General features: G+C 45.9%; 11 protein-coding genes. 4 read left to right on the top strand and 7 right to left on the bottom strand.

The window, feature by feature from the left end:
* Nucleotides 1–257 precede the first annotated feature (257 nt).
* The 4 genes from Q9R24_RS11460 to Q9R24_RS11445 all read right to left on the bottom strand — a co-directional run bounded on the left by Q9R24_RS11460 (nucleotide 258) and on the right by Q9R24_RS11445 (nucleotide 6,118).
* Nucleotides 258–719 carry a DUF2147 domain-containing protein gene (locus Q9R24_RS11460; protein WP_004647343.1) on the bottom strand — a complete coding sequence of 154 codons (462 nt, stop codon included), beginning with the start codon at nucleotides 717–719 and terminating at the stop codon, nucleotides 258–260.
* A 321-nt stretch (nucleotides 720–1,040) separates the two neighbouring features.
* Entirely contained in the window at nucleotides 1,041–1,916 is an 876-nt protein-coding gene (locus Q9R24_RS11455) for an Hsp33 family molecular chaperone HslO (RefSeq protein ID WP_004278571.1), read from the bottom strand.
* A 50-nt stretch (nucleotides 1,917–1,966) separates the two neighbouring features.
* Complete coding sequence (locus Q9R24_RS11450) at nucleotides 1,967–3,820, bottom strand: cation:proton antiporter (RefSeq protein WP_311204560.1); 1,854 nt, start codon at nucleotides 3,818–3,820, stop codon at nucleotides 1,967–1,969.
* A gap of 75 nt (nucleotides 3,821–3,895) precedes the next feature.
* Nucleotides 3,896–6,118 (bottom strand): primosomal protein N', encoded by a 2,223-nt coding sequence (locus tag Q9R24_RS11445; RefSeq protein WP_311204561.1) that lies wholly within the window; start codon nucleotides 6,116–6,118, stop codon nucleotides 3,896–3,898.
* A 150-nt stretch (nucleotides 6,119–6,268) separates the two neighbouring features.
* Between Q9R24_RS11445 and gspF the strand changes: the two genes are divergently transcribed.
* The 3 genes from gspF to Q9R24_RS11430 all read left to right on the top strand — a co-directional run bounded on the left by gspF (nucleotide 6,269) and on the right by Q9R24_RS11430 (nucleotide 8,608).
* Nucleotides 6,269–7,474: a type II secretion system inner membrane protein GspF gene (gene gspF, locus Q9R24_RS11440; RefSeq protein ID WP_311204562.1), complete on the top strand. Its 1,206-nt coding sequence runs from the start codon at nucleotides 6,269–6,271 to the stop codon at nucleotides 7,472–7,474.
* A 79-nt stretch (nucleotides 7,475–7,553) separates the two neighbouring features.
* On the top strand, nucleotides 7,554–7,988 hold the full coding sequence (gspG, locus tag Q9R24_RS11435; protein ID WP_004278567.1) for a type II secretion system major pseudopilin GspG: 435 nt from the start codon (nucleotides 7,554–7,556) through the stop codon (nucleotides 7,986–7,988).
* Nucleotides 7,989–8,272: 284 nt separating this feature from the next.
* Nucleotides 8,273–8,608, top strand: a complete 336-nt coding sequence (locus tag Q9R24_RS11430) for a hypothetical protein (protein ID WP_121980075.1) — start codon at nucleotides 8,273–8,275, stop codon at nucleotides 8,606–8,608.
* Between the two features lie 154 nt (nucleotides 8,609–8,762).
* Here the strand turns inward: Q9R24_RS11430 and lnt are convergent, their stop codons facing one another.
* Together lnt and Q9R24_RS11420 are read right to left on the bottom strand one after the other, a co-directional pair.
* Nucleotides 8,763–10,322 carry an apolipoprotein N-acyltransferase gene (gene lnt / locus Q9R24_RS11425; RefSeq protein WP_005261637.1) on the bottom strand — a complete coding sequence of 520 codons (1,560 nt, stop codon included), beginning with the start codon at nucleotides 10,320–10,322 and terminating at the stop codon, nucleotides 8,763–8,765.
* Complete coding sequence (locus Q9R24_RS11420) at nucleotides 10,319–11,158, bottom strand: HlyC/CorC family transporter (RefSeq protein WP_004278564.1); 840 nt, start codon at nucleotides 11,156–11,158, stop codon at nucleotides 10,319–10,321. The genes lnt and Q9R24_RS11420 overlap by 4 nt, the downstream gene beginning before the upstream one ends.
* Nucleotides 11,159–11,359: 201 nt before the next feature.
* Between Q9R24_RS11420 and tusA the strand changes: the two genes are divergently transcribed.
* Nucleotides 11,360–11,620: a sulfurtransferase TusA gene (gene tusA / locus Q9R24_RS11415; protein ID WP_004729361.1), complete on the top strand. Its 261-nt coding sequence runs from the start codon at nucleotides 11,360–11,362 to the stop codon at nucleotides 11,618–11,620.
* A gap of 211 nt (nucleotides 11,621–11,831) precedes the next feature.
* On the opposite strand, the gene Q9R24_RS11410 is transcribed toward tusA, so the two are convergent.
* The coding region (locus tag Q9R24_RS11410; RefSeq protein ID WP_311204563.1) for a 4Fe-4S dicluster domain-containing protein at nucleotides 11,832–12,594 on the bottom strand (763 nt) is incomplete at its 5' end.

Genomic DNA, 12,594 nt, shown 5'->3' with positions numbered 1-12,594 from the left:
ATGTGTTATCGACAAAGCGTATTCAATCACTTTCCTGTGTTGAATAGAGGGCGCCATATTAGGGCTGCAAAGCAGACCAGAGGGCAAAATTGAACGAGGCTGAAGATTGATCATCATAAGTGGATAAAAAATAACCGTCTTCGATCCATTATTATGACTTTGCCTGCTCCAAAACAGTTTTTATTTGTACCTTATTGTTTCAAATCATGACAAAGAAAAAAGCCCCTGATATAGGGGCTTTGAAAATCTTTCTGAAATTAATATTTTACCCAAGTAACACTGCGACCAATTACCGATACCCCCACATAACCACGCAAGGTCAGACGTTTACCATTAGCACTTAAGCGTGCTTTACCTTTGTAAACTTTGCCACTGATCGGATCAAGCACTTTGCCATCATGGTATTCACGCGGCTTTTTCGGATCTGCCTTAAAATCCCAGATAAACGGCAGGCCTAGAAAAGGTTTGTTCTTGAGCTGACCTGGACATTTATGACAGATCCCCATTTTTTCTGCGCCAGGCAAGCTGCGTGTTTCGACAATCACTCCTTCATAACTGCCATCTGCTTTCTTGCGAATTTCTACATCCGCACGAGAATAACCCGATTGATCATCGATGGTTTTCCATTTACCCAATAACGGATCTTCATAGGCAAAGGCCAGGCTAGAGACTGCGGCCAAACTCATCCCCATTACTAGAGTATTCAATAATTTTCTCATAACATACCTGTTAAATTGATGATGTATTCATTTTAGAATTATTACTCTAATTTATTTTAAAAGCATAATTAAATCAAGAGTATGAACTGTGCAGTCTTTCTCATAATTTTTTGAAAATGATGAATATTCAGGTTTTGTTAGTGTGAATAGTCTTATAATTCAACAGGGATTCTTAGATTGGATTCACAGGAGAGTTTGATTCAGGGAGTAGACGGGTTTTCTACTGTAGGGGAATACGCTTTGTTGAGCTCAGTCGACCAGGTGTTAAAATACAAAAAAAGCATTCCGGGGAATGCTTTTAAACTTAAGGATTAGAACTGCTTAGCTCAGGTGTTTACCAAATAGACCCAAGGCTTCTTCAGCGGTAAAGGTATACTGGCTATTACAGAACTGACAGTCCATCTCGATCGGATTCTGGAATTCCAGCGTTTCACGGATCGACTCTATTCCGATTTGCTGTAAAGCGACTGCACAACGCTCTTTAGAGCAGGTACAACCAAACTTCAACACTTCCGTATCTGGCAGACGCACTTCTTCTTCGTTATATAAACGGTACAGAATATCAGTGGCTTGCAAACCGACTAACTCTTCAGTTTTTAGAGTCTCTGTGAGCATGGTCAGACGTGGCCATAGATCTTCATCTACCCGGCGTTGTTCTTCTTCACTATTACGTGGTAATAACTGAATCAGTAAACCACCTGCACGCTGATGGTCACTTGCCAGTACAATACGCGTCGGAATCTGTGCAGACAGGTCATAATACTGCATCAGACAGCCCGCCAGATTTTCTTTATCAAGGGGTACAATCCCCTGATAACGCTCACCAAATTCTGGTTCGATATTGATGAATAGAACCGGAGAGGTGAGTGATTTCAACACTGTACTACTGTCTTCACCGACCAGAAAGTGCGGATCTTCTTCATAGTCAGCCAGAGCGCGAACTTCACCCAAATGGTTACATTCAGCCATAGCCCATTTAAATGTGCCCGATGCCTGAATTTGCAGGCTGATACGCCCTTTAATCTTCAATGTACTGGCCAGCAGTGCAGTGGCACTAAGCATTTCACCTAGCAGGATTTTAACTGCAGGCGCATAGTCACGTTGCGCTAAAATGGTTTGTAAAGCTTCTTCAAGATGCACCACTTCACCACGAACAGGGCTATCTTCAATAAAAAAGCGTTGGCGTAAATCAGACATAAAATTCTCCATAACCCTGCTTTAATGGTGTCATTATTGTAAAACACAAGTTAGGACAGTTCATCTCTTAACGTATCAATTCCTGCGCCGTTTGTATCCTGTTGCTGCGGTGTAGCCTGTTTTTGCACTTTATGGCGTTGATCCTGGGTAAACAGATGCTCCAGTTCAGCCAAACTGCTGCGCTGATTTTCATAATTTGGATGTTCATCCGGATCCAGATGATATTGACTATTGAGCAACTTTTCATCCTGTTCACGGAAGTTTTGAATCTGTTGCAGGCTTTCTTCCGGGTCAGGATTGAGCTGGGTTAATAAGGCTTGACTGAGTTCCAAGGCGGAAAGATAAGTTTCACGCCAGATATGTTTCACGCCCAAATCCTGCAATAAATGCACATGATGTCGATCACGGGCGCGGACCCATAAACAGGTTTCAGGATAATTCAGCCGCAGATGCCGCACGATCAGCATTGAGTCTTCAATATCGTCAATCGCCACAATCACCTGTTGTGCTGTGGCAATACCGGTCTGTATCAAGGCTTCGGGTTCTGTTGCATCCGCCTGATAGAAAGGGATATCGTACTGCGCCAGAAGTTCAGTGGCTGGCACATTGCTGTCCATGACACTAAAGGCATGTTGCTGCTGCAGTAAAATCCGGGCGATAATTTGCCCGAAGCGGCCAAAGCCAATCAGCAGGATTGGTGTATGGGCTTGAGGATTAATATCAGTTTCAAAAGTCGCTGCCAGATGATTGTGGCGATCCAGACGCGGTAAGATCTGACTGTGCAATAACCAATAAAATGCGGGGGTCAGCAGCAAGGAAAAACTCACCATCCACAGCAAGGGAGAGAGCAGATCAGCCGCAATAATCTGGTCGGAAACCGCAATCACCAGTGCCAGTAAAGCAAATTCGCCACCTTGTGCCAGACTGGCTGCTAACAAGGTGCTATTGCGCCAGCTATTTTGATGATAACGCGCCAATGCCAGGTTGATTGCAAACTTGCCCAAGATTAAAATGAGGGTGCCACCGAGAATCATCCAGGGGAAATTGAGCAGATCAGCTAAGTGCAGTGACATGCCCAGACTGATAAAGGCTAGGCCCATCAACAGACCCTGAAAAGGCCGAATCGCGCTTTCTACCGCAGGCCGGAAATCTGAATCTGCCAGTAAAATGCCGGCAAATAAGGCACCGAGAAATAGATTCAGGCCGAGGGTATTCATTAACACCAACAATGCCAAGGTCACCGCAATCGCTACAATCGCATGCAGTTCGTGACTGCCACTTTTAGCAATCCAGCGATACAACGGCTGCATCAAGTAACGATTACACAGGAACAGACCGCTTAACGTCGCGATGAGGGCAGCAAAGTAGGCCACGCCATGTTCGGTCGAGCGAATCCCGGCAAATAAGGGAATGGCTGCAATCACCAGAATGGCCAACAGAGCATGAATCAGCAGAATCGAATAGGCTTGCTGACCATAGCTGGTGGCGAACTGTTCCTGATGATTGAGATGTTGAAGCACCAAAGTCAGGGCGGACAAACTGCCGGCGAGTCCAATTACAATGCTGGCGAGTAGGCTTTGCTGAAGGAAAACCCAGGCCATGAGCGTGAAAATCAGGGTGCTGATTAGTACCTGTAAAGCAGCCATCATCCACAGGGAGGGATTAATCTGCACAATGCGTTGTGGTCTGAGTTGCAGGCCGATCCAGAACATCAGTGCCATCAGGCTGACTTGCATGAAACTACTCATGACTTCGGGTGTCTGAATCAGGTGCAAAAGGCTTGGACTTAAGATGATCCCTGTTAACAGATAGCCCAGCACACTTGGCAATCTGAGCCTTTTACTCAGTGGCACTATCAACAGTGCAATGACCAGAACCAGTGTTATTTGTAACAGTATCGACATTTTCCTGCCCTAAATTTATTCTTGATCCAGACTTGCAGTTTCGTATTCCAGATCGATCCTCAGGCGCAATATCTTTTAGCTCAGTTCCTGAGGGTCGATGTCCAGCGTGAGCTTCATGCTAGAAGGTTTGTCCTGCAGCATGTTTTGCCACCAGCTACGCACATAGTAATGCAAACGTGGACGATCCGCTGACAATAGCACCATATGCGACTGATAGCGTCCGGCCTTACGTTCCATTGGCGCAGGAATTGGTCCCCAGATGTCCAGCGCCAGATCAGGATATTGCCTGAGGAGTGCTGCATGTTTCTGTAAGAATTCGGTATTTTGTGCCTGATCCTTGGATTCACAGCGAATCAGGATGGCATAACGGTAGGGCGGCATTCTGGCCATCTGCCGTTCTTTTAAGGTCTGCTGGGCAAATACGCGATAATTTTCATTCACTAAGGTGTTCAGCAGGGCATGATCAGGTCTGAGGGTCTGCAGATAAACATCGCCTTTATGTTCACCACGTCCGGCACGGCCAGCCACTTGCACGATCAGTTGCGCAGTCCGTTCAGTAGCACGGAAGTCCACACTCAGCAGACCGGAATCAATATCCAGAATCGCCACCAGCGTCACATAAGGAAAATGATGCCCCTTGGCCAGCATCTGGGTGCCGAGTAGAATCGCCGGTTCGCTTTTCTGAATCTTGTTATAGATTTTTTGCCAGCTGCCGACCCGACTGGTGGAATCGCGATCGACCCGAATCACCTCAAAATCCGGAAATAGCTCATTTAAATGTTCTTCGACTTTGCCGGTGCCCATACCCAGTGTAACCAGTTCCTGATGCTGACATTGCGGGCAGTGTTCCGGCATACGGTGAATAGTACCGCAGTGATGGCAATGCAGATGCTGATAAGGCTGACGGTGTACAGTGAAGTTGGCATCACAGTGCGGACATTGCGCCTGCCAGCCACAGCTGCCACAAAGCAGAACGGGGGCATAGCCACGGCGGTTTAAAAAAATCAGCACCTGTTCTTTTTTCTCCAGACGCTTTTTGATGTCCTGAATCAATTGCAGGCTAATCCCATGCTTTTTTTGCGCAACTTTTAAATCTAGAATGTGGATTTTTGGCATCAGTGCAGTACCGGCACGCTGGTTCAGCTCCAGTACCTGCATCTTGCCATGTTCCACCAGCGCATAACTGTCAATACTTGGTGTGGCTGACCCTAAGATTACCGGACATTGCTGTAAATGGCCGCGGTACAGAGCGACATCTCGGGCATGATAGCGGAAGCCTTCCTGCTGTTTAAAGGACAGGTCATGTTCTTCATCCAGAATGATCAGGCCTAGATTCGGCATTGGCGTATAAATGGCAGAACGTGTACCAAGCACAATCGAGGCTTTGCCGGTTTCCGCCGATTGCCAGGCTTGTAGCCGTTTGGAATCATTCAGGCCGGAGTGCAGCAGTGCGATATGGCAATGAAAACGGGACTGAAAACGGCTGATGGTTTGCGGTGTCAGGCCAATTTCCGGTACCAGCACCAGCACCTGTTTGCCCTGTTTTAGTACCTGCTCCATGATCTGCAAATACACTTCAGTTTTACCGCTGCCGGTCAGACCATCCAGTAAAAAAGCCTGATATTGATTGCGAAATTTTAATACCTGTTTGACTGCATATTTTTGTTCAGGATTGGCCGTTAGCGGCATCTGTGCCAATTGCATCGGCTGTGGACTGAAATCTTGTGGCTCCAGCACACAGGCACAAATCTCTTTTTTCTCCAGTGCTTTTAAGGTCGCAGTTTCAATCCCGGCCATATTCAGCACATTTTCAGTGGTCCCGACCGGATGCAGTTTTAAAATCCGGTAGGCTTCCTGCTGCTTGTCCGAACGGCGTACTTTGGCCTCGGCATCAGGGTCCAGCAATTTCCAGGTACGAGCTAGCAGGTTATAAGGCTTACCCTGACGCAGGAGAGTTGGCAGGGCACTGTGAACGACTTCACCGATCGGGAACTGATAATACTGCGCTGACCATGTCAACAAACTTAAAACTTTGCTATCTATAATGGCACGTTCATCAAGTAGTTCGGTCACTGCCTTAAGTTTAAAGCGCGGATCGAGAGGAGTGTCTGCGGACAGTTTTTCGATAATCACCCCGACCAGATTCTGACGTCCAAATGACACCATTACACGTGCGCCAATCTGTGCCTGTTTAAATTGTTCTGCACTCATCGTGTAATCAAAACAATCAAATACATGCACAGGTACAGCAACGCGTACGCGATAAATTGAACTTAAATCGGTGTGGGAATTTTGCATATCTTGGGGTGGAGATCCTGAAGAAATTTCGTCGTGCTTAAAGTTCGATTATGTTAGAGTGAGTAGATAATTTATATCAAAGAATATGAATGATTTCGGTGGTCTGACGCAACAGCGTTGAGCAAAATTTTGGAAAATTAGAGCATTACAATGCCTGCATATCAGTTTATTGCGCTTGATGCTTCAGGAAAGCAGCAAAAAGGCGTGCTGGAGGGGGATTCTGCACGTCAGATCCGGCAACAATTACGGGATAAAGCACTTATTCCTGTCTCTGTTGATCCTGTTGAAAAAAAAGACCAGCAGCATCGTCGAAAATGGTTTGAAAAAAGTATTACCGCCTATGATCTGGCTCTCATGACCCGGCAGCTGTCCGTGCTAGTCGCCGCCGCGATTCCATTGGAAGAAGCCATCCGTGCTGTTGGCAAGCAAAGCGAAAAAGTACATGTACAAAACCTGCTGATGTCAGTGCGCTCAAAAGTGCTGGAAGGGCATAGTCTGGCGCAGGGCCTGCAGCAATCCGGACGTTTTCCTGAACTGTATATTGCCACAATTGCTGCCGGTGAACGTTCCGGACATCTGGACCTGATTCTGGATCAGTTGGCTGACTATACCGAAAACCGGTTTGCCATGCAGAAAAAAATTCAAGGTGCAATGATCTATCCGATTATTCTGATGCTGATGTCCTTTGCGATTGTGATGGGGCTGATGACCTATGTGGTGCCGGATATCGTCAAGACTTTTGATCAGAGTAAAGACGCCTTGCCGTGGATTACTGTGGCCTTGATGAAAGCCAGTGATTTCATCCGCATTGCCTGGCCATTTTTATTGATCGGTGGTGCTTTGGGGATTTTCCTGTTGGTCCGGTTTTTAAGAACCACCGCCGGGCATTATGCCTTTGACCGTCTGACCTTAAAATTGCCTTTATTCGGCAAATTGTCACGCGGGATTAATGCCGCACGTTTTGCCAGTACCTTATCCATTTTGACCCAGTCTGGCGTGCCTCTGGTTGATGCATTGCGGATTGGTGCCGCAGTCAGTAACAACTGGGTGATCCGGGATTCTGTCAATCTGGCAGCGGAAAAAGTCACTGAAGGTGGTAACCTGGCAACCCAACTGGAACGCAGTGGTTATTTCCCGCCGATGATGGTACAAATGATCAAAAGTGGTGAAGCATCCGGTGAACTGGACCGCATGCTGGAACGTGCTTCACAGATGCAGGATCGCGAAGTGACCACCCTGATTTCAACTTTACTGGCCTTGCTGGAACCTTTAATGCTGGTACTGATGGCCAGTATCGTTTTGGTCATTGTGATTGCAGTGATGCTGCCAATTGTGAATATGAATAATATGATTTAAACAGAAGCCAGTTAGAATTTTGCTGTGATCAAGATTCAAGTGGAAATTCTGAATGATGCAAATAAATGAGAGAGATTGAATGAAAAGGAATCAATTAAATAAACAGACGGGCTTTACCTTAATCGAAGTCATGGTGGTGATTGTTATTCTCGGTGTGCTTGCTGCGCTGATCGTTCCGAACGTGATGGGACGTGGTGAAAAGGCCAAAGTCGATACCACCGTGATCAAGTTACAAAGCATTGCAGGTTCACTGGATCAATACAAGCTGGACAATGGCAAGTATCCAAGTATGCAGGAAGGTGGTCTGGATGCACTGGTGAATCAGCCAGCGACTGCAAAAAACTGGGTGCCAGGCGGTTATGTCAAGGGTGGTTTTCCAAAAGACAGCTGGGATAATGAACTGCAATATGTGATTCCGGGTACCGATGGTCGCAGCTTCGATCTGTATTCATTTGGTGCAGATGGTCAATCGGGTGGTGAAGGAACAGATGCCGATATTTATTATCAGCCTTAATTGAGAATCATTATAAATTCTCGATAGATGGCATATATCACTTCACTTAATAGGCTATTTCAATACGAAGTGAAGTGATAATAACTCTTAATTATTAAATATAATGTAAGTTAATGATATTTATAATAATGCAATAATAAAATTGATATGCGAGTTATAATAAGAATTATTCCCATATTTATCTATTACAATTCTCGTAAAATATGAATAAACATAAACTTTCTATTTATTTAAAAAAGCTCATAATGATCTGAATGGCACTTGACTCGCCAACGGAGAAGCACATGAAAGCATTTATTCTGGGAGATGAAATCAATCAATTTCATTGGTCGATGCTGAAATCTGTTCTTCTGGTCTTAAGCATGTTGCCGATCAGTCAGGGTATTGTCCATTTATGGCAGAGCACCGAAGGCAGCAGCCAGATTATGGTGGCTTTTTTTGCTATCAGCTTGATGAGCAGTTTATTGGTCCTGTGTTTCTGGTCAGCATTAAATGCGAGTGTAATCCGCATTCAAGCCGAACAAGGTTCAGCATTTGAGCAGACACTGGTTAGCCTGTATCGTCATGTGCCGATGTTGTCTCTTGCCAGTATGGTGTGTTATCTGGCTATACAGTTTTAAGTTTTAAAGAGATAAAAAACCGAGGCTGTGACCTCGGTTTTTTATTGCCTTGAGTGTTCTTCGCTTTCGTAAAGGAAGCTTAGGAGGGGTTGATAAAATGCTATATTCAGGAATCCTCCTAAGTCCCCCTTTGTAAAAGAAGGACTTGAAGAAATTATCTTCTTGACTTAAAGCTAACATCCACTTTACGTGGACGGAAGCGCCATCCAATAAGCAAAAGCAGAACCGAGAAGATCATCACTGGCCAATCACTGAGTTTCATATACAGCGTTTCGCCCTGCATGGCTGGAAGTTCACCACGTAATACCGCTTCCTGATCCACCGGGGCTTTTTTTACGATGTGGCCATTGTGGTCAATAAAGGCGGTTACACCGGTATTGGTGGCGCGAATAAACCAGCGGCCATTTTCTTTAGCACGCATTTGCACCATTTGCAGATGCTGTAATGGTCCTGCCGTGCCGGTAAACCAGGCATCATTAGACACGGTCACCAGAAAATCACTTTGGCTGGCATTGCGACGGGTCAAATTCGGGTAGGCCACTTCATAGCAAATTGCAGAACCCAATGGATGATTTTTCACATTCAATGGTTTTTGATGATCTGCGCCCCGGGTAAAACCACTCATGGAAGGATCATTTTGCAGACCTGGCAAGACCCAGCTCAGCCAGCCTGATAAGGGGATATATTCACCAAAGGGAACCAGTCGTTGCTTCTTGTATAGGCCATCGGATTCATCGCCACTGGCCATAATACTATTGTAATATTTTGGATAGCCCGCAGTCTGCGATTCGGCTAAATCCCAATATGGAATGCCGGTCACCCATGCAGTGCCTGATTTTTCAGCTTGTACTTTCATGGCCTCCAGAAAGGCTTCAATATCAGTCTGGAACATGGGAATCGAAGATTCCGGCCAGACGATCAGATCACGGCCCCATTCGGTTTTACTCAAATTGGCATAAATCAATAAGGTCTTCACCTGATATTCAGTTAGCCATTTCAAGTCTTGCGGAATATTGCCCTGAATCAGGGAAACCGTTAAAGGCTTTTGATTTTTTTGCTCAACAAACGTCAGCTGTGCTGCGCCCCAGGCACCGAGTAATAAAACTGCCGAAGGAATAGCCCAGAACAGGCGTCTATTCAGAATTTCAACCAGTGCACAGGCCAGAATGATCACCACGAAAGACACCCCGAACACCCCGAATAAAGGCGCATAAGCATCCAAGTAGCGTTCGGTAAAGGCATAGCCAGCAAATAGCCACGGGAAACCGGTAAAGACCCAAGTCTTGGACCATTCAAACAGCACCCAGAGCGGGGCAAAGGTTAAAGGGGTTTCTGGGAAAAAGCGGCGATAGACAAACGTTTGAACGGCACTAAACAGTCCCATCACCAGTGCCATAATCAGGATCATTACAACGCTGAGAAATGCGCTGGTATCGCCATAGACATGAATCGAGGTATACAGCCAGAATGCGCCGACAAACCACAAGCCGATCCCATAAGCCCAGCCAATGCCAAAGGCCTGTTTTGCGCTACGTCCGCGCAGGCAAGCATAGAGCAGTGCTGGAGACAGAATCGCCAGCCACCAGTAATGATAAGGGGCTAGTGCTAAACTAAAGATGGCACCTGCAAATAAGGCAATTAAAACAGGATAGATTAGCGGCAAAGGTTTTTGCTGTTGAGACGAACTCAACAGCTTATCGAAATACGCTCTCATTGGCGCACGGCTCGAATTAGATGAATAGAGCGTGAATCCGCCTCAAGAATGGTAAATTGCCAGTTTTCCAGTTCAATGGTTTGACCTTCAAGGTCACTCACCAGACCAATTTCCTGTAATAACAAGCCGCCCATGGTTTCCACTTCATCATCAGGGAAAGTCGCATCCAGCATATTATTGAAATACTCAATCGGAGTCAGGGCTTGGACTACCCAGGTATTGGCGGTAGTCGGGTCGTTATCCGGAACAATGTAGTATGCTTCTTCGTCAGCATTGTCATGTTCATCTTCAATTTCACCGACAATTTCTTCCAGAATATCTTCCAGTGTCACCAGACCCGAAGTCGTACCGTATTCATCAATCACCACCGCAATATGCGTCTGGGTATTCTTTAACATGCGCAGCACCTGATCGGAGCGGGCACTTTCCGGAACAAATAAAGGCTGACGCATAAGCGCGCGAATATCGACTTTGGCCGTCGGTTCAGTTAGAAAAGGCAATAAATCCTTGGCCAATAGAATGCCGACTACATTGTCGGTCTGATCGGATGAAAATACCGGAAAACGTGAATGCGCAGACTCGACCAGCACATGCAGGATATCCAGCAGTTGGTCATCTTCCTGTAAGCTGATCATGGACGTGCGAGGCGTCATGACTTCACGAATTTTGGTTGCCGGGAGGTCAAGAACGCCCTCAAGCATGGCAACAGTATCGGGTTCTAAAAATCGACGTGAATCTTGTACTAATTTTAGCAGTTCGTCGCGAGTTTCGGGTGCAGTTCCCAGCCATTTGCGTAAGCCGCGCATACCCCACGACGGGCCTGATTCCTCGTGCATGATTTTTCCTGAAGACTCTTAATATCTAAAAAAACGTGGTTTTATCATACCGCAGAAAATACGCTTGTCTATTGTAAATATGATGCGCAGTCTTGATCGCGTGAGTCAGCGCTGATTTTAAAACTGGCCATGTATGCAAAGCAGCAATGTAATCGCAGCTTTATGCTAAAATATGGCAGTCTTTCCATCCTGAGTCTATCGATGTCCCCAACTGAAATTATTCCAAGTCTGCAATTGAATACCCGAGGTTTGCGTTGTCCTGAGCCAGTGATGATGTTGCATCAGGCGATCCGTAAATCCAAGGCAGGTGATGTGGTTGAGGTGTTTGCCACGGATAATTCAACGTCGTGGGATATTCCAAAATTCTGTATGCATTTGGGGCATGAGTTGCTATTGCAGGAAGAACGTCTGGATGAAAATGGCAATAAAGAATTTCATTATTTAGTGAAGAAAGGCGGCTAAAGAGATAAACGACAGATGAGCTCAATGATCTGTCCCTATTTAGGAAATAAAACTCCACAAATCTGTGAAATTAAATAGATGAATGGGCAAGAACTGAAATTTTAAATATTTATCCACAAATAAACCCGCTTAAAAGCGGGTTTATTTTTTATCTGATAATCAGATTAAATGTTCGGATATGAACAGCACTGCTGCGCAAGAACTATCCAAATTACATGTTAGGGTAATTCGGACCACCACCACCTTCCGGTGTCACCCAGGTGATGTTCTGGGACGGATCCTTGATGTCACAGGTCTTGCAGTGTACACAGTTGGCTGCATTGATCTGGAAACGCTTGGAACCGTCATTATTTTCCATGATCTCATAAACACCCGCCGGGCAGTAACGCTGCGCAGGCTCGTCCCATTTCGGTAGATTTACTTCTACCGGAATTGAAGCATCGGTCAGTTTCAAATGTGCTGGCTGGTTCTCTTCATGCACGGTATTCGATACAAACACCGAAGACAGACGGTCAAAGGTCAGCTTGCCATCCGGTTTCGGATAGTTTGGCTTGAAGCTTTCAGCCGCCTGGGTTTTCAACGCAGCATGATCCTGAACCAGATCATGCAGGGTGAACGGAACTTTAAACACGTTCTGATCGATAAAGTTGAATGCACCACCGATCCATTGACCGAACTTGTGCATTGCAGGACCGAAGTTACGCGAGTTGTATAACTCTTCTTTCAGCCAGCTGTTGTTGAACTTGTCGGTATACGCGGTCAATTCTTTAACAAAGAAATCTTCGCCCTCTACAACACGTGCCACCGCCAGATCACCGCCTTTTTCTACACCCGCAGCAATGGCTTCAAATACCGCTTCACCGCAAAGCATGCCGGATTTCATTGCCGTATGAGAACCCTTAATCTTGGCAAAGTTCAGGAAACCGGCATCATCACCAATCAATGAGCCACCCGGGAAGGTGAATTTTGGTAGC

The organism is Acinetobacter sp. RRD8 (assembly GCF_031844225.1).
GTDB lineage: Bacteria > Pseudomonadota > Gammaproteobacteria > Pseudomonadales > Moraxellaceae > Acinetobacter.
The sequence above is the reverse complement of the archived record's forward strand: the minus strand, read 5'-3'. Positions and strand labels throughout refer to the sequence as shown.

What these genes read in the sequence shown, in the direction of transcription:
- gspF (WP_311204562.1), top strand. Translation starts at nt 6,269, where the DNA reads ATGCCTGCATATCAGTTTATTGCGCTTGATGCTTCAGGAAAGCAGCAA.
- Q9R24_RS11450 (WP_311204560.1), bottom strand. Translation starts at nt 3,820, where the DNA reads ATGTCGATACTGTTACAAATAACACTGGTTCTGGTCATTGCACTGTTG.
- Q9R24_RS11420 (WP_004278564.1), bottom strand. Translation starts at nt 11,158, where the DNA reads ATGCACGAGGAATCAGGCCCGTCGTGGGGTATGCGCGGCTTACGCAAA.
- Q9R24_RS11445 (WP_311204561.1), bottom strand. Translation starts at nt 6,118, where the DNA reads ATGCAAAATTCCCACACCGATTTAAGTTCAATTTATCGCGTACGCGTT.
- Q9R24_RS11460 (WP_004647343.1), bottom strand. Translation starts at nt 719, where the DNA reads ATGAGAAAATTATTGAATACTCTAGTAATGGGGATGAGTTTGGCCGCA.
- lnt (WP_005261637.1), bottom strand. Translation starts at nt 10,322, where the DNA reads ATGAGAGCGTATTTCGATAAGCTGTTGAGTTCGTCTCAACAGCAAAAA.
- tusA (WP_004729361.1), top strand. Translation starts at nt 11,360, where the DNA reads ATGTCCCCAACTGAAATTATTCCAAGTCTGCAATTGAATACCCGAGGT.
- Q9R24_RS11430 (WP_121980075.1), top strand. Translation starts at nt 8,273, where the DNA reads ATGAAAGCATTTATTCTGGGAGATGAAATCAATCAATTTCATTGGTCG.
- Q9R24_RS11455 (WP_004278571.1), bottom strand. Translation starts at nt 1,916, where the DNA reads ATGTCTGATTTACGCCAACGCTTTTTTATTGAAGATAGCCCTGTTCGT.
- gspG (WP_004278567.1), top strand. Translation starts at nt 7,554, where the DNA reads ATGAAAAGGAATCAATTAAATAAACAGACGGGCTTTACCTTAATCGAA.